Consider the following 18,082-nt stretch of genomic DNA (forward strand, 5'->3'; position numbering starts at 1 on the left):
CTTTATCCCTCCTTCTTTTCAGTTACAACCAGTGTAATGTGGCTAGTGCGCTTGTTGATACGGCTCGCACGTCCCATCGCACGTGGACGGAAACGTTTTAAAGTAACACCTTCGTCTACATACGCTTCACTAATTACAAGGTTGTTTGGCTCCATTTCATAGTTATGCTCAGCATTCGCAATTGCAGAGTTTAGAAGCTTTTCTACAACAGGTGAACCAGCTTTTGGTGTGTGGCGAAGAATAGCAATCGCCTCTCCTACTTGCTTTCCACGAATCAAGTCAACAACTAAACGCACTTTACGAGGAGCAATACGCACTTGTTTTGCTACAGCTTTAGCTTGCATGGATAGGACCTCCTCTCTAACTAACCTTAACGTCTTGTTTTCTTATCATCAGCAGCATGACCTTTGTACGTACGCGTAGGTGCAAACTCACCAAGTTTGTGTCCTACCATGTCTTCAGAAATGTAAACTGGAACATGCTTACGGCCATCATATACTGCGATAGTGTGCCCGATGAACTCAGGGAAAATTGTTGAACGACGAGACCAAGTTTTGATCACTTTCTTGTCATTAGCTTCGTTATGAGCTTCGACCTTTTTCATTAAATGATCATCAACGAAAGGTCCTTTTTTCAAACTACGACCCATGAGAAAACCTCCCTTCGTGATTAGCCCACGGTTCTTTTAAAGAACCGCAGCCAAATCCCGTTATTTTTTACGACGACGTACGATGTACTTGTCAGATCCTTTGTTCTTCTTACGAGTTTTGTAACCAAGTGTTGGTTTACCCCAAGGAGACATTGGAGACTTACGTCCGATTGGTGCTTTACCTTCACCACCACCGTGTGGGTGATCGTTAGGGTTCATAACAGATCCACGAACAGTTGGACGTTTGCCTAACCAACGTGAACGACCTGCTTTACCAATGTTGATAAGTTCATGTTCAACGTTACCCACTTGACCAATTGTCGCACGACAAGTAGCAAGAATGTAACGAGTCTCACCAGAGTTAAGACGTACTAATACATAATCTCCTTCTTTACCAAGAAGTTGAGCTTCTGTACCAGCAGAACGAACTAGTTGTCCACCTTTACCAGGCTTAAGTTCGATATTGTGAATGACAGTACCAACAGGAATATTTTTAAGTGGTAACGCATTACCTACTTTGATATCCGCTTCTGCACCTGATTCAATCACCATATCAACTTTAAGACCTTTAGGTGCTAAGATGTAACGTTTCTCACCATCAACATAGTTGATAAGTGCGATGTTAGCAGAACGGTTTGGATCGTATTCGATCGTAGCAACGCGTCCTGGAATTCCATCTTTAGTACGTTTAAAGTCAATAACACGGTATTGACGTTTGTGTCCGCCACCTTGGTGACGTACAGTTAATTTACCTTGGTTGTTACGGCCGCCTTTTTTGTGTAAAGGAGCAAGTAACGACTTTTCCGGTTTGTCAGTTGTGATTTCCGCGAAATCTGATACGGACATACCACGACGACCGGCACTGGTCGGTTTATACTTTTTAATCGCCATGTTCAGTTCCCTCCTTCGCTTTTAAACTTATACACCTTCGAAGAATTCGAGTTCTTTGCTCTCAGGTGTTAATGTAACAATGGCTTTTTTACGACGAGCTGTGTAACCCGTGTAACGTCCAAATCTCTTAGACTTACCTTTGTAGTTCATTGTGTTAACTTTAGCAACCTTAACTTCAAAGATCTCTTCAAGAGCATCTTTAATTTGAGTTTTATTAGCACGAACGTCTACTTCGAACGTGTATTTCTTCTCACCCATAAGGTCAGTTGAACGTTCAGTAATTACGGGGCGCTTAATGATATCACGAGCGTTTGACATTACGCAAGCACCTCCTCTACTTTTGCAACTGCGTCTTTAGTGATGACAAGCTTATCATGCTTCAGCACATCAAGAACGTTAACTCCTTCTGCAGTAACAAATGTTACACCAGGAAGGTTACGCGTAGATAATGCAACTGTTTCATTATAATCAGCTGTCACAACAAGAGCTTTGCTGTCAACAGAAAGGCCAGCTAAAACGTTAGCCATATCTTTTGTTTTTGGAGCATCAAGTTGTAGGTTGTCTAAAACAACGATTTCTGCTGCTTTCAATTTACTTGATAGAGCAGATTTGATTGCAAGACGACGAACTTTTTTAGGAAGCTTATAGCTATAGCTACGTGGTGTTGGTCCAAAGACAACTCCACCGCCTACCCATTGTGGTGAACGGATCGAACCTTGACGAGCACGACCTGTTCCTTTTTGACGCCATGGCTTACGGCCACCACCGCGTACTTCAGAACGTCCTTTAGTTTTGTGTGTACCTTGACGTAGAGATGCTTGTTGCATTACTACTGCGTCATGAAGCACACTTTGGTTTGGCTCAAGGCCAAAAATCGAATCAGATAATTCGATATCTCCTACTTGTGAACCAGCTTGGTTAAATACTGCTACTTTCGGCATGATGTGTCCTCCTTTCTTTCAATCTTTATTTTGCTTTAACCGCACTTTGTACAGATACGTAGCTCTTTTTAGCTCCAGGTACGTTACCTTTAACTAATAGAAGATTACGGTCTGTATCAACTTTTACGATTTCAAGGTTTTGTACTGTAACTGTTTCTCCACCCATACGACCAGGTAATAATTTACCTTTAAATACACGGTTTGGAGCAACAGGACCCATTGAACCTGGGCGACGGTGGTAACGTGAACCATGAGACATCGGTCCGCGAGATTGGTTATGACGCTTGATAGCACCTTGGAAACCTTTCCCCTTAGATGTTCCTGTAACGTCTACTACGTCTCCAGCTGTAAATGTGTCAACTTTAACTTCGTTACCCACTTCAAGAGAAGCGTCGAAGTTACGGATTTCCTTCATGAAGCGCTTAGGAGCTGTGTTAGCTTTTGCAGCATGTCCTTCTTGAGGCTTGTTAGTGTTTGATTTCTTCTGGTCAGCAAATCCGATTTGAATTGCTTCGTATCCATCAGACTCAACAGTTTTCTTTTGAAGAACCACGTTAGGCTCAGCTTCGATAACTGTTACTGGGATGACTTCACCATTTTCAGCAAATACTTGTGTCATACCGATTTTTCTACCTAAGATTCCTTTGGTCATCCGTTACACCTCCTAATATAACTCGAATTTTTTGTTTGCCATTTTCATATACTTACATATAAAAGTCTATATTCACTAATTGATCATACAGATTTATAGTTTGATTTCAATGTCTACGCCAGACGGTAAATCCAAACGCATAAGAGCATCCACAGTTTGTGGTGTTGGATTCACGATATCAATCAAACGCTTGTGTGTACGCATCTCGAATTGCTCACGAGAATCTTTGTACTTGTGTACCGCACGAAGAACTGTGTAAACCGACTTCTCAGTTGGAAGCGGGATCGGCCCAGATACATTAGCACCTGAACGTTTTGCTGTGTCAACAATCTTCTCTGCTGATTGATCAAGAACACGATGATCATACGCCTTTAAACGAATGCGAATCTTTTGCTTTGCCATTATAGCCCCTCCTTTATCGTCCATTTTATAAACAGACATACTCCGTGAAAATTTCCTACACCCTGCCATGGCAAAGGGGCCGGGTGTATCAGCAACCTTCCACATCATCGCTGCCAGTGACCAACATTCAACATTATACATAGGTACATGACCTAAATCAAGTAAAAGTTTTTATGTTGGGCACACTCCTACTATTATAACGACTACTTTCTATTAATGCAAGCTTTTACTGAAATTAAAGCACAAAAAAAGAAAGCACCTTGGGAAATCCAAGATGCTTTCCATAGAAGTAAGAGATTACTTCGTGATTGTAGCTACGACACCAGCACCTACAGTACGTCCACCCTCACGGATAGAGAACTTAGTACCTTCTTCGATAGCGATTGGTGAGATTAGTTCAACAGTCATTTCGATGTTGTCACCAGGCATTACCATCTCAACGCCTTCTGGAAGGTTGATGATTCCAGTAACGTCAGTTGTACGGAAGTAGAACTGAGGACGGTAGTTTGAGAAGAATGGAGTGTGACGTCCACCCTCTTCTTTTGAAAGAACATAAACTTCAGCTTTGAAGTTTGTGTGTGGTGTAATAGTACCTGGCTTAGCAAGTACTTGTCCGCGTTGAACTTGGTCACGTGAAACCCCACGAAGAAGTGCACCAATGTTGTCACCAGCTTCAGCATAGTCAAGAAGCTTGCGGAACATTTCTACTCCTGTACAAGTTGTAGAAGAAGGCTCTTCTGCTAAACCGATGATGTCAATTACATCACCAACATTAAGTTGTCCACGCTCTACACGACCAGTAGCAACCGTACCACGACCAGTGATTGAGAATACATCCTCAACTGGCATCATGAAAGGCTTTTCTTTATCGCGCTCTGGAGTAGGGATGTAATCATCTACAGCAGCCATAAGTTCGATAATTTTTTCTTCGTAAGCTTCGTCACCTTCAAGTGCTTTAAGAGCAGAACCTTGGATTACAGGTACATCGTCACCAGGGAAGTCATACTCAGAAAGAAGGTCACGTACTTCCATTTCTACTAATTCAAGTAGCTCTTCGTCATCTACCATGTCACATTTGTTTAAGAATACAACAAGGTAAGGTACACCTACTTGACGAGAAAGAAGGATGTGCTCACGAGTTTGTGGCATTGGGCCATCAGCAGCAGATACTACTAAGATACCACCATCCATTTGTGCAGCACCAGTGATCATGTTTTTAACATAGTCAGCATGGCCTGGGCAGTCAACGTGTGCATAGTGACGGTTATCAGTTTCGTACTCAACGTGTGCAGTTGAGATTGTGATACCGCGCTCACGCTCTTCTGGAGCACCATCAATAGCGTCATACGCCATTGCAGCACCTTTACCAGAACGCTTAGCAAGTACAGTTGTGATTGCAGCTGTTAAAGTTGTTTTACCATGGTCAACGTGTCCAATAGTACCGATATTGGCATGTGTTTTGGAGCGGTCAAATTTTTCTTTACCCATGATTCATTTCCTCCCTTAATTGAACAAATATAAGTTTTTTTATGAATAAGAAAGGTGCCATACTCTTATGAATATCACCTTTCTTAGCTTACAACAAAATGTTTCTTGAAACAATTACAAAAGGCTATTATTGGCCGTTTTGCTTTTTAATGATCTCTTCTGCTACGCTCTTAGGAACTTCTTCGTAGTGATCAAAGAACATTGAGTACGTTCCGCGTCCTTGTGTACGTGAACGTAGTGATGTTGCATAACCGAACATTTCAGCTAGTGGAACGAACGCTTTAACCGTTTGTGCATTACCGCGAGCTTCCATACCTTCAACGCGTCCACGACGTGCTGTAACGTCACCCATTACATCACCCATGTACTCTTCAGGAATAACAACTTCAACTTTCATTAATGGCTCAAGTAGAACTGGCTTACACTTAGTTTTAGCGTTTTTAAGTGCCATAGATGCAGCAATTTTAAACGCCATTTCACTTGAATCGACATCATGGTAAGAACCATCATAAAGCTTCGCTTTAATATCGATTACAGGGTAGCCAGCAACCATACCGTTACCAAGAGCTTCTGAAATACCTTGTTCTACAGATCCGATGTATTCACGAGGAACTGATCCACCGACGATTGCATTTTCGAATTCGAAACCTGCACCCTCTTCATTTGGAGAGAATTCTACCCAAACGTGACCAAATTGTCCACGACCACCAGATTGACGAACGAACTTACCTTCAACTTGAGCCGTTTGACGGATCGTTTCACGGTAAGATACTTGTGGAGCACCAACGTTAGCCTCTACTTTAAACTCACGCTTCATACGGTCAACAATGATATCGAGGTGAAGCTCACCCATACCAGAGATAATCGTTTGACCAGTTTCTTCGTTTGTTTCAGTACGGAAAGTTGGATCTTCCTCAGCAAGCTTAGCTAATGCCATACCCATTTTATCTTGGTCAGCTTTAGACTTAGGCTCAACTGATAATGAGATAACCGGCTCTGGGAATTCCATTGACTCAAGAATAACAAGATTCTTTTCGTCACATAGAGTATCACCAGTTGTTGTATCTTTAAGACCAACAGCAGCAGCGATATCACCAGAGTAAACCGTAGAGATTTCCTCACGTGAGTTTGCATGCATTTGAAGGATACGACCAACACGCTCGCGCTTATCCTTAGTTGAGTTCTTAACATAAGAACCTGAATCAAGTGTTCCAGAGTAAACACGGAAGAATGTTAACTTACCTACGAATGGGTCAGTCATAACTTTAAAAGCAAGTGCTGAAAACGGATTTTCATCACCAGGCTCACGAGTTACTTCTTCTTCAGAGTCAGGAATCGTACCTTTGATTGCAGGTACATCAAGTGGTGAAGGTAGGTAATCAAGTACTGCATCAAGCATTAATTGAACACCTTTGTTTTTGAATGCAGAACCACAGATAACTGGGTAGAATTCAACGTTACAAGTACCTTTACGGATTGCAGCCTTGAGTTCTTCATTCGTTAACTCTTCACCCTCTAAGTATTTCATCATGAGTTCTTCATCTAGTTCAGCAGCTGCTTCAACTAGTTTCTCACGATATTCTTGAGCTTGTTCTTTGTACTCTTCAGGAATTTCTTTCGCTTCAGTACGAGTACCTAGGTCATCTTCATAGAAGTATGCAACCATCTCAATAAGGTCAATGATACCATTGAACTCATCTTCAGCACCAATTGGTAGTTGGATAGGGTGTGCATTCGCTTGAAGACGATCATGAATCGTTCCAACAGAGTACAAGAAGTCTGCACCAGTCTTGTCCATTTTATTAACGAAAACAACACGTGGTACACCATAAGTTGTCGCTTGACGCCATACTGTTTCTGTTTGTGGTTCAACACCAGATTGTGCATCTAGTACCGCAACAGCACCATCTAATACACGTAATGAACGTTCAACTTCAACTGTGAAGTCTACGTGTCCTGGTGTATCGATGATGTTAATACGATGGTCTTTCCAAGCAGCCGTTGTAGCAGCAGAAGTGATTGTGATACCACGCTCTTGCTCCTGTGCCATCCAGTCCATTTGTGAAGCACCTTCGTGCGTTTCACCGATTTTGTGGATACGACCTGTGTAAAAAAGTACGCGCTCTGTAGTAGTTGTTTTACCGGCATCGATGTGGGCCATGATGCCGATATTACGCGTATCTTTTAAGGAGAACTCTCTTGCCATGGGGTATTTCTCCTTCCTATTTCATACGATTTATTTAATAAGAATAAAATCTTACCAACGATAGTGAGCAAACGCTTTGTTCGCTTCAGCCATCTTATGAGTATCTTCACGCTTCTTAACAGAAGCACCAGCGTTGTTAGCAGCATCTAGGATTTCATAAGCTAAACGCTCTTCCATCGTTTTTTCTCCACGAAGACGTGAATAGTTTACTAACCAACGAAGACCTAAAGTAGTACGACGCTCAGGCTTAACTTCAATCGGCACTTGGTAGTTAGCACCACCAACACGACGAGCTTTAACTTCAAGAACAGGCATAATGTTCTTAAGCGCTTGATCAAATACTTCCATAGGGTCTTTTCCACTACGTTCCTTAACTAATTCAAACGCATTATAAAGGATTGTTTGAGCAACCCCACGCTTTCCATCAACCATAATACGGTTGATTAAACGTGTAACTAATTTTGAATTATAAATAGGATCTGGTAATACATCGCGACGAGTAACTGGACCTTTACGAGGCATAGTTTCCCCTCCTTTCAACATTTAAACGGTTTATTTTATTACTTCTTATCTTTTGGACGCTTTGTACCATACTTAGAACGTCCTTGCATACGATTTTGAACACCTGCTGTATCAAGTGCACCACGTACGATGTGGTAACGTACCCCTGGTAAATCTTTTACACGGCCACCACGGATAAGAACAACACTGTGCTCTTGTAGGTTGTGACCGATACCTGGGATATATGCTGTTACCTCAATTTGGTTCGTTAAACGAACACGTGCATATTTACGAAGAGCCGAGTTCGGTTTCTTCGGAGTCATCGTACCAACACGAGTACAAACACCACGCTTTTGAGGAGAAGAAAGGTTTGTTTGATTCTTCTTAAAGCTGTTGTACCCTTTGTTAAGTGCTGGTGAATCAGAATTCTTAACTTTAGCAACGCGTCCTTTACGGATTAATTGGTTAATAGTAGGCATATTTTTTCCTCCTCTCTTTTAAAAAGATAAGACCACTGATCCTGGTGGTTCATATTTAGGCAAAAGTAAAGTTTTTGCCATGCGGATCGCCCCGAATGGCAAAAACACGATTACTCCCTTAAAGCAACAGTGGCTGCACCGACTTCAATGCCACAAGCTTTACCAAGCTTTTTCATTGAGTCTACATAGTGTATCGGGACTTTCTTTGATTTAGCTAATGTTTCTACTTTGTGTACAACACGAGTATCTGCATCTTCTGCTACAATCAATTCCAGGACCTCACCGATCTCTAGCGCCTTTAGCGTCTGCTTAGTACCTATAATTAGGTTACTAGCCTGCATCACTTTTTCATAAGACATCATTCATCCTCCAAAGGAACAGGTTCTGAGGCACACTTTGATATCTTATCACTCTGATATATGTGTGTCAACCACTTATTAATAGTTTTATTCGCGAGTTCCTACTTCTTCTAGTATAGCCTCTTCAGAAGTACTCTCTTCTTTATCGTCATGTGTTGAGAGGATATTCAAATTACGGTATCGATCCATACCTGTACCAGCTGGAACCAACTTACCGATAATAACATTTTCCTTAAGTCCTAGCAACTCATCACGTTTTCCTTTAATCGCTGCATCTGTCAAGACACGAGTTGTTTCTTGGAACGAAGCAGCTGATAAGAACGAGTCTGTTTCAAGAGATGCTTTTGTAATACCTAGTAATACCGGTCTACCTGTTGCAGGTCTCTTTCCTTCGACAAGGACTCTCGCGTTCTCATCATTAAAGTGTTGAATTTCGATAAGTGAGCCCGGAAGAACAGAAGTTTCCCCAGCATCAACAACACGAATTTTACGTAACATCTGACGTACCATAACTTCTACGTGCTTATCTCCAATTTCTACCCCTTGCATACGGTATACTTTTTGCACTTCACGTAAGAGATACTCTTGAACGCCATTCATACCAAGGACTTTAAGAAGTTCTTTCGGATCAATCGAACCTTCTGTTAAGCTTTCACCAGCTTTAATCTGATCCCCAAGAGAAACTTTAATTCTTGAGCCGTAAGGAATTGCATAGTTTATCGTTTCCAATTCACTACGTACCGTTACCTCACGTTTTTCTCCTTCTTTAAAGTCAACAACTTCCCCTTCAATTTCTGAGATGACCGCTTGACCTTTCGGGTTACGAGCTTCAAAAATTTCTTGGATACGAGGAAGACCTTGAGTGATATCGTCTCCTGCTACCCCACCTGTATGGAATGTACGCATTGTAAGCTGAGTACCCGGCTCACCGATTGATTGAGCAGCGATGATTCCAACCGCTTCCCCAACTTCAACATCGCTACCTGTTGCAAGGTTACGACCGTAACATTTCTTACATACACCATGACGAGTATTACAAGTGAAAACAGAACGGATTGTCATTTTTTCAATCCCGGCATCAATAATTAATTTAGTGATGTCTTCGGTAATCAGTTCATTCTTCTTAATGACAACCTCATTTGTTTCAGGGTGACGAACAGTTTTGAATGCCACACGACCAACTAGGCGATCGTATAATCCTTCAATGATTTCGTTTCCTTCTTTAATTGCAGCAACTTCTAGACCACGATCAGTTCCACAGTCAGTTTCACGAACAATAACATCTTGTGCTACATCTACAAGACGACGAGTCAGGTAACCTGAATCGGCAGTCTTCAGGGCAGTATCGGCAAGACCTTTGCGCGCCCCGTGAGTTGAGATGAAGTACTCGAGTACCGTTAAACCTTCACGGAAACTTGATTTGATCGGAAGTTCGATGATACGTCCAGACGGGTTAGCCATCAAACCACGCATACCTGCAAGTTGCGTAAAGTTAGATGCGTTACCACGGGCACCGGAATCACTCATCATAAAGATTGGGTTTCTTCTATCAAGAGTACCCATTAATTTATTTTGGATAATATCCTTTGCTTCACTCCAAACAGAGATTACACGGTCATAACGCTCTTCCTCTGTGATAAGACCACGACGGAATTGCTTTAATACCTTCTCAACCTTCTCTTCAGCTTTAGCAAGGATTTCTTTTTTCTCAGCAAGTACAACGATATCGGCTACCCCAACTGTAATACCAGCTTTTGTTGAATGCTTAAAGCCTAAGTCTTTCATACGGTCAAGCATTTTAGAAGTCTCAGTAATCTTAAACTTCTTGAATACTTCAGCGATGATGTTTCCTAGGAAGCCTTTCTTAAACGGCATTACTTCTTCACTCTCTGCAAAGTGTTTCGCTACATCAGTTGTGCTTGGTACGATATATTTAGAAGGCGTTTCGACTTCTAAGTTCACCATAGTTGGCTCATTGATGTACGGGAATGAAGGTGGCAGGATTTCGTTGAAAATCAACTTACCTACAGTTGTTAGTAACAATTTATCTTCTTGTTCTTTTGTAAATGTCGTCTTACCAAGCGAAGCAACCGGAATCGCTACACGAGTGTGAAGATGAACAAATCCATTTTGATAAGCAAGTAATGCTTCGTTTGTATCTTTGAAAATAGAACCTGTACCTTTAGCTTCCTCACGTTCCATTGTTAAGTAGTAGTTACCTAATACCATATCCTGAGACGGAGTAACAACCGGCTTACCATCTTTCGGGTTCAAGATGTTTTGAGCTGCTAGCATTAGAAGACGAGCTTCAGCTTGCGCTTCTGCTGATAAAGGTACGTGAACAGCCATTTGGTCACCATCAAAGTCAGCGTTATAAGCTGTACATACGAGTGGGTGAAGTTTGATTGCACGTCCTTCTACTAGAGTTGGCTCAAATGCCTGAATTCCAAGACGGTGAAGCGTAGGTGCACGGTTTAATAATACCGGGTGTTCACGGATAACTTCTTCAAGTACATCCCACACCTCAGGTTGTACACGCTCTACCTTACGTTTAGCACTCTTAATGTTATGAGCAAGACCTTTACTTACAAGCTCCTTCATAACAAACGGCTTAAATAGCTCTAGTGCCATTTCTTTTGGAAGTCCACATTGATACATCTTTAGATTCGGACCAACAACGATAACCGAACGACCAGAGTAGTCAACACGTTTTCCTAATAGGTTTTGACGGAAACGCCCTTGCTTACCTTTAAGCATATGAGATAAAGATTTTAATGGACGGTTACCTGGTCCTGTTACCGGACGGCCACGACGACCATTATCAATCAATGCATCAACTGCTTCTTGAAGCATGCGCTTTTCATTCTGAACAATAATGTTTGGAGCTCCTAGATCTAATAAACGCTTCAAACGGTTGTTACGGTTAATAACACGACGATATAAATCGTTTAGATCTGAAGTTGCAAAACGTCCTCCATCAAGCTGAACCATTGGACGTAATTCTGGTGGAATAACCGGCAGTACATCTAAGACCATCCAAGATGGCTCATTTCCTGAATTACGGAATGCCTCTAACACTTCAAGACGTTTAATTGCACGAGTACGACGTTGTCCTTGAGCTGTTAATAGCTCTTCTTTTAAGCCTTCTACCTCTTTTTCAAGATCGATATCAGCTAAAAGTTTACGGATCGCTTCTGCACCCATTGCTGCTGTGAACGAACGGCCATATTTATCACGGTACGTACGATACTCTTTTTCAGAAAGAAGTTGCTTTTTCTCAAGTGGTGTTTCACCTGGATCAGTTACTACGTAAGAAGCAAAGTAAATGACCTCTTCAAGAGAACGAGGAGACATATCAAGCACAAGACCCATACGACTCGGAATTCCTTTAAAGTACCAAATGTGTGAAACAGGAGCAGCTAGTTCAATGTGACCCATGCGCTCACGACGTACTTTTGCACGTGTAACCTCTACGCCACAACGATCACACACAACACCTTTATAACGAACACGCTTATATTTACCACAGTGACATTCCCAGTCCTTTTGAGGTCCGAAGATACGCTCACAGAATAAGCCGTCTTTTTCAGGTTTTAGTGTACGATAGTTAATCGTTTCAGGTTTCTTAACTTCTCCTCTTGACCAAGAACGAATCTTGTTCGGTGAAGCAAGACCGATTTTCATATACTCGAAATTATTTACATCTATCAAGGGGCCAACCTCCCTTTTAATTTCCATGTCTTATAAACACGCAAATGTCAGTATCTATATTCTCTTTTTCATTGTAGAAAGAGGGTAAGACAGCAACATGGGAACTAGTACATCTAGCCCCCGCATCGCTTTGTTCTTTATGCGTTTTCGCTTGATTCAAGATTTAAGTTTAGCTTTTCTGAAGTCTGTTCATCTTCGTCATCAAGCTCTCTCATCTCGATCTCTTCTTCGTTACTTGAAAGCATCTTCACATCCATACCTAGTGATTGAAGCTCTTTAATTAGTACCTTGAATGATTCTGGAACACCAGGTTCAGGAACATTTTCACCTTTTACAATTGCTTCATACGTCTTAACACGTCCAACTACATCATCGGACTTAACGGTTAAGATTTCTTGCAATGTATAAGCAGCTCCATATGCTTCAAGTGCCCATACTTCCATCTCACCAAAACGTTGTCCACCAAATTGTGCTTTACCACCAAGTGGTTGTTGCGTTACAAGTGAGTAAGGACCTGTCGAACGGGCGTGTAGCTTATCGTCAACCATGTGAGCAAGTTTGATCATATACATGATCCCTACTGATACACGGTTATCAAATGGTTCACCTGTACGTCCATCATAAAGAATTGTCTTACCATCACGTGCCATACCAGCTTCCTCTAGCGTACCCCAAACATCTTCCTCGTTCGCTCCATCAAATACAGGTGAAGCAACGTGGATACCAAGTTTACGAGCAGCCATACCTAAATGGAGCTCAAGCACTTGTCCAATGTTCATACGAGATGGTACCCCTAGTGGGTTTAACATGATGTCAATTGGTGTCCCATCAGGAAGGAACGGCATATCTTCTTCTGGCAAGATACGAGAGATAACACCTTTGTTACCATGTCGTCCGGCCATTTTATCCCCTTGGTTAATCTTACGCTTCTGTACAATGTACACACGTACTAGCTGATTAACACCAGGAGGAAGCTCATCGCCATCTTCACGATTGAAGATCTTCACATCAAGAACAATTCCGTCTCCACCATGTGGTGCACGTAGAGAAGTATCACGAACCTCACGAGCTTTTTCTCCGAAGATTGCATGCAATAGACGTTCTTCAGCTGTTAATTCAGTAACCCCTTTTGGTGTTACTTTACCAACTAGAATGTCCCCGTCTTTAACCTCAGCACCTACACGAATAATTCCACGCTCGTCAAGGTTTTTAAGTGCATCTTCACCGACATTTGGAATGTCACGTGTGATTTCTTCAGGTCCAAGCTTCGTATCACGAGCTTCCGATTCATACTCTTCAATATGAACGGATGTATACACATCGTCTTTTACAAGGCGCTCACTTAAGATGATCGCATCCTCATAGTTATAACCATCCCATGTCATGAATCCAACAAGAACGTTACGGCCTAATGCCATTTCACCGCTCTCCATTGAAGGACCATCAGCAAGGATTTCACGTTTTTCAACAACGTCACCTTCAGCAACGATTGGACGTTGGTTGTAGCTTGTACCTTGGTTTGAACGAATGAATTTTTGTAGACGGTACTTATCAAGGTCACCCTTAACTTGCTTACCTTCTACATCTTCAAGACGACGAACCCAGATTTCTTTTGCCGTTACACGTTCTACGATACCAGGATGTTTTGATACGATCGCCGCACCTGAATCTTTTGCTGACACGTGCTCCATACCTGTACCCACTAAAGGAGCTTCAGGAATAAGAAGTGGAACAGCTTGACGTTGCATGTTCGCTCCCATAAGCGCACGGTTCGAGTCATCATTCTCTAAGAAAGGAATACATGACGTCGCCGCAGAAACAACTTGCTTAGGTGATACATCCATGTAGTCAAGACGTTCACGTGGAACAACTGTGTTCTCACCACGGAAACGAGCAATGATATTATCATTTATAAATGAACCATCATCATTTAGACGAGCATTTGCTTGAGCGACAACATAGTTATCCTCTTCATCTGCTGTTAAATAGTCAATTTGCGCAGTTACTTTTCCAGTCTCCGGGTCAACACGACGATATGGAGTTTCCATAAAGCCAAATTCGTTTACCTTCGCGTAAGAAGATAATGAGTTGATTAACCCAATGTTTGGTCCCTCTGGAGTTTCAATCGGACACATACGACCATAGTGAGAGTAGTGAACGTCACGTACTTCAAAGCCAGCACGCTCACGCGTTAAACCACCCGGTCCTAGTGCAGATAAACGACGCTTATGTGTCAGTTCAGCAAGTGGATTTGTTTGATCCATGAACTGAGAAAGCTGAGAGCTACCGAAGAACTCTTTAATTGATGCAATAACCGGACGAATATTAATTAATGCTTGTGGTGTGATCATATTTGGGTCTTGGATAGACATACGTTCACGAACCACACGCTCCATACGAGATAAACCAATACGGAATTGATTTTGTAATAACTCTCCTACAGAACGAAGACGACGGTTACCTAAATGGTCAATATCATCTGTATCACCAACACCATGCAATAAGTTAAAGAAGTAGTTGATAGATGCAATAATATCAGATGGTGTAATATGCTTAACCTCACGCTCTACTAGACCATTCCCGATAACACGGATCACTTGCTCACCCTCTTGGTCATTCGGTGCATAGATCTTAATAGATTGAAGATTGATTTCACTATCTTCTACTACTCCGCCTGAAGCACGAGCAGTACGGAAACCAATATTGTTTTCAAGGTTTGGTAGGATACGATCTAGCGTACGACGATCTAGCACCGTACCTTCTTCAGCAATTACTTCACCAGTCTCTGGATCAACTAACGTTTCTGCTAAACGTTGATTGAAAAGACGGTTTTTAATATGAAGTTTCTTGTTAATCTTGTAACGACCAACATTCGCTAAGTCATAACGCTTCGGATCAAAGAAGCGAGAGTCAAGCAAGCTCTTAGCATTTTCAACTGTTGGTGGTTCACCCGGACGAAGACGCTCATAGATTTCAAGCAATGCTTTTTCCGTACTATCTGTATTATCTTTTTCTAGGGAATTACGAAGGTATTCGTCTTCACCTAATAGATCAATGATCTCTTGATCAGATCCAAACCCTAGTGCACGCAAAAGAACCGTCACTGGAATCTTTCTTGTGCGGTCAATACGGACATATACTATGTCCTTAGCATCGGTTTCAAGCTCTAACCATGCTCCGCGGTTTGGAATAACAGTAGCGGTGAAACCTTTCTTCCCATTCTTGTCAGTCTTTTGACTATAGTACACACTTGGCGAACGTACTAACTGAGAAACGATAACACGTTCCGCCCCGTTAATGACGAAAGTGCCTGTTTCGGTCATTAATGGGAAGTCACCCATGAATACTTCTTGTTCCTTTACTTCTCCAGTCTCTTTGTTAATAAGACGGACTTTTACACGTAAAGGAGCAGCGAACGTTACATCACGTTCTTTTGATTCATCTACTGGGTATTTGGGCTCCCCGAGACTGTAATCAATAAACTCTAAAACTAAATTCCCTGTGAAGTCTTGAATGGGGGAAATATCTTGAAACATTTCTCTTAGTCCCTCATCAAGAAACCATTGATAAGAAGCTGTTTGAATCTCAATTAAGTTTGGCAACTCCAACACTTCATTAATTCTTGCATAGCTTCTACGTTGGCGGTGGCGTCCATACTGAACAAGTTGACCTGTCAACTGATTCACCCCTCAAATCTCGCGTTATAGTATCTAAAAATGGCTTCATCTACTCTCTTCTTCAAAGAAGAAAATTATAGACTAAACATTTTTATAGATTGCGTACACACTTATACTGCCATGTTCGATCACATCGCATATATAAGCTTAAATCTTGTATTACCTGACATAGTCTTCACGCACAAAAAGAAAAAATGGCTTCGATTAATAAAACCACATTTCCATCCGTTCGTTCGATTATACTAGTATAACCATATTTCTCCATCACTATACAAATTAAAAAAAGATAGACTTTACGAAAAATAGGTAGTTATACGCATTAAATAACAATATCACAAAGTATATACTCAGTCAATTTTTTTCGCACACAAAATAAAGTAGCCCTTCTTCTTTTCAACTACTTCTACGTTTCCAAATAAACTCTCAATCTTATCGATTGCTGACGGGGCACCTTGTTTCTTTTGAATAACGACCCAAAGCTGACCGTGACGCGCTAGATATTTATAAGATTGCTCAAAGATTCTATGCACAATTTCTTTACCTGCTCGTATCGGCGGATTGGTTAAAATAGCAGCATAATCTTTCTTTTTCACTTGGTTAAGAGTATCACTCTCATAAATCTCAACGTTATCAACTCCATTGTTGCTCGCATTCTTCTTCGCTAAATCAAGCGCTCGCTCATTCACATCAACTAAGTGTACTCTACGATCTCGATCAATCGAAGCAATCGACAAGCCAATAGGGCCATATCCACAACCGACATCTAATACATCGCCGTCTACTTCCGGCATAATAAATGTATCAACTAGAAGTCTACTTCCAAAGTCCACTTCCTTCTTTGAGAAGACCCCTCTATCCGAGGTGAACTTGAATGATTTGCCTCGCAATTCAAATGACCACGTCCGCTCATCACTTTCCACTTTAGGATCTTTAGAATAATAATGACCAGCCAAAACCGCGACCCCCTTTCACCTTTCTACACATAAAGTAGCTACCACCATTATCGACAAATAAGAAATGGACCATAACTTAAATGCTAGATAAAAAAAGACCCGCATAGATGCGAGTCTTTTTGAAGATTTATTACTTAACTTCTACAGAAGCACCAGCATCTTCAAGTTTAGCTTTCATTTCTTCAGCTTCTTCTTTAGCAATGCCTTCTTTAACTGGAGCAGGAGCACCATCAACTAATGCTTTAGCTTCTTTAAGACCAAGACCAGTGATTTCACGAACAACTTTGATTACGCCGATTTTTGAACCACCAGCAGAAGTTAGGATTAAGTCAAATTCAGTTTGCTCAGCAGCGCCACCGTCAGCAGCTCCACCAGCTACAGCTACAGGAGCAGCTGCACTTACACCAAATTCTTCTTCGATTGCTTTAACAAGGTCGTTAAGTTCTAAAACAGTCATTTCTTTAACTGCTTCAATGATTTGTTCTTTAGTCATTTTGAAATCCTCCTATTATAAATAAGTTTTTAGTTTGTATTACATGTAGTGAGTAGCGTTAGCTTACGCACCTTTTTCTTCTTTTTGTTCTGCAACAGCTTTCGCAGCTAATGCTAAACCACGTACTGGAGCTTGAAGTACGTTCGCAAGCATAGAAAGTAGACCTTCGCGCGATGGAAGTTCAGCAAGAGCTTTGATTTCTTCAACCGTAGCAACTCGCCCTTCAATAACACCAGCTTTGATCTCAAGAGCATCATGCTTCTTAGCAAATTCGTTAAGCACCTTCGCAGGAGCAATAACATCATCTGCACTGAAAGCAACAGCGTTTGGTCCAACAAGCTTTTCGTTTAGTTCTGATAGTTCAGCCGCTTCAGCCGCACGACGAGTTAAAGAGTTTTTGTAAACCTTGAACTCAACGCCCGCTTCACGAAGTTGCTTACGAAGTTCAGTTACTTCAGCAACATTAAGCCCACGATAATCAACAACAATCGTTGCTTTATTATCACGTAACTTATCTGCGATATCAGAGACAATTTGTTTCTTTTGTTCTAGCACGCTCATCCTTACACCTCCCATGGTTTTATACCATACCGTTCAGAAGCGATATAAAAAGCCCCCATGTAGACATGAGGGCATATTGATGTCAGTTATATTCACTGAATCTATAGGCTTACCTCGGC

The 18,082-nt window shown here is 41.6% G+C and carries 17 protein-coding genes and 1 other annotated feature (1 of these 18 cut by a window edge); all 17 genes read right to left on the minus strand.

Annotation, left to right across the window (positions count from 1 at the left end; genetic code table 11):
• Window positions 1–2 precede the first annotated feature (2 nt).
• Window positions 3–344: a 50S ribosomal protein L22 gene (rplV, locus tag AB3N04_RS10725; RefSeq protein WP_012957142.1), complete on the minus strand. Its 342-nt coding sequence runs from the start codon at window positions 342–344 to the stop codon at window positions 3–5.
• 26 nt (window positions 345–370) lie between these two features.
• The gene (gene rpsS / locus AB3N04_RS10730) at window positions 371–649 is read right to left on the minus strand and encodes a 30S ribosomal protein S19 (RefSeq protein WP_012957141.1); all 279 of its coding nucleotides are present in this window, start codon (window positions 647–649) and stop codon (window positions 371–373) included.
• A 60-nt stretch (window positions 650–709) separates the two neighbouring features.
• Window positions 710–1,540 carry a 50S ribosomal protein L2 gene (gene rplB, locus AB3N04_RS10735; protein WP_047972902.1) on the minus strand — a complete coding sequence of 277 codons (831 nt, stop codon included), beginning with the start codon at window positions 1,538–1,540 and terminating at the stop codon, window positions 710–712.
• Window positions 1,541–1,567: 27 nt separating this feature from the next.
• On the minus strand, window positions 1,568–1,858 hold the full coding sequence (gene rplW / locus AB3N04_RS10740) for a 50S ribosomal protein L23 (RefSeq protein WP_012957139.1): 291 nt from the start codon (window positions 1,856–1,858) through the stop codon (window positions 1,568–1,570).
• Window positions 1,858–2,481 carry a 50S ribosomal protein L4 gene (gene rplD, locus AB3N04_RS10745; RefSeq protein WP_047972903.1) on the minus strand — a complete coding sequence of 208 codons (624 nt, stop codon included), beginning with the start codon at window positions 2,479–2,481 and terminating at the stop codon, window positions 1,858–1,860. The genes rplW and rplD overlap by 1 nt, the downstream gene beginning before the upstream one ends.
• A gap of 25 nt (window positions 2,482–2,506) precedes the next feature.
• Window positions 2,507–3,133, minus strand: coding sequence for a 50S ribosomal protein L3 (gene rplC / locus AB3N04_RS10750; protein WP_012957137.1), 627 nt, complete (start codon window positions 3,131–3,133; stop codon window positions 2,507–2,509).
• 93 nt (window positions 3,134–3,226) lie between these two features.
• Window positions 3,227–3,535 carry a 30S ribosomal protein S10 gene (gene rpsJ, locus AB3N04_RS10755; protein WP_012957136.1) on the minus strand — a complete coding sequence of 103 codons (309 nt, stop codon included), beginning with the start codon at window positions 3,533–3,535 and terminating at the stop codon, window positions 3,227–3,229.
• A gap of 297 nt (window positions 3,536–3,832) precedes the next feature.
• Entirely contained in the window at window positions 3,833–5,023 is a 1,191-nt protein-coding gene (gene tuf, locus AB3N04_RS10760; protein ID WP_047972904.1) for an elongation factor Tu, read from the minus strand.
• 127 nt (window positions 5,024–5,150) lie between these two features.
• On the minus strand, window positions 5,151–7,229 hold the full coding sequence (gene fusA, locus AB3N04_RS10765) for an elongation factor G (protein WP_317123823.1): 2,079 nt from the start codon (window positions 7,227–7,229) through the stop codon (window positions 5,151–5,153).
• Window positions 7,230–7,280: 51 nt separating this feature from the next.
• Window positions 7,281–7,751 carry a 30S ribosomal protein S7 gene (gene rpsG, locus AB3N04_RS10770; RefSeq protein ID WP_012957133.1) on the minus strand — a complete coding sequence of 157 codons (471 nt, stop codon included), beginning with the start codon at window positions 7,749–7,751 and terminating at the stop codon, window positions 7,281–7,283.
• A gap of 38 nt (window positions 7,752–7,789) precedes the next feature.
• Window positions 7,790–8,209, minus strand: a complete 420-nt coding sequence (gene rpsL / locus AB3N04_RS10775; protein WP_012957132.1) for a 30S ribosomal protein S12 — start codon at window positions 8,207–8,209, stop codon at window positions 7,790–7,792.
• A 110-nt stretch (window positions 8,210–8,319) separates the two neighbouring features.
• A complete protein-coding gene (locus tag AB3N04_RS10780; RefSeq protein ID WP_047972907.1) occupies window positions 8,320–8,568 on the minus strand; it encodes a 50S ribosomal protein L7ae-like protein in 249 nt (82 codons plus the stop codon).
• An 87-nt stretch (window positions 8,569–8,655) separates the two neighbouring features.
• A complete protein-coding gene (rpoC, locus tag AB3N04_RS10785; RefSeq protein WP_368505955.1) occupies window positions 8,656–12,279 on the minus strand; it encodes a DNA-directed RNA polymerase subunit beta' in 3,624 nt (1,207 codons plus the stop codon).
• A 137-nt stretch (window positions 12,280–12,416) separates the two neighbouring features.
• Complete coding sequence (rpoB, locus tag AB3N04_RS10790) at window positions 12,417–15,956, minus strand: DNA-directed RNA polymerase subunit beta (RefSeq protein WP_368505956.1); 3,540 nt, start codon at window positions 15,954–15,956, stop codon at window positions 12,417–12,419.
• A 347-nt stretch (window positions 15,957–16,303) separates the two neighbouring features.
• Window positions 16,304–16,909: a class I SAM-dependent methyltransferase gene (locus AB3N04_RS10795; protein ID WP_368505957.1), complete on the minus strand. Its 606-nt coding sequence runs from the start codon at window positions 16,907–16,909 to the stop codon at window positions 16,304–16,306.
• Between the two features lie 130 nt (window positions 16,910–17,039).
• Window positions 17,040–17,402, minus strand: coding sequence for a 50S ribosomal protein L7/L12 (gene rplL / locus AB3N04_RS10800; RefSeq protein ID WP_047972849.1), 363 nt, complete (start codon window positions 17,400–17,402; stop codon window positions 17,040–17,042).
• Between the two features lie 63 nt (window positions 17,403–17,465).
• A complete protein-coding gene (gene rplJ / locus AB3N04_RS10805; RefSeq protein ID WP_047972850.1) occupies window positions 17,466–17,963 on the minus strand; it encodes a 50S ribosomal protein L10 in 498 nt (165 codons plus the stop codon).
• Between the two features lie 36 nt (window positions 17,964–17,999).
• Window positions 18,000–18,082: a sequence feature (ribosomal protein L10 leader region), on the minus strand; it runs 54 nt beyond the window's last position.

Origin of the sequence: Alkalihalophilus sp. As8PL (assembly GCF_040939795.1) — a bacterium.
GTDB classification, from domain to species: Bacteria; Bacillota; Bacilli; order Bacillales; family Bacillaceae_D; genus Alkalihalophilus; species Alkalihalophilus lindianensis.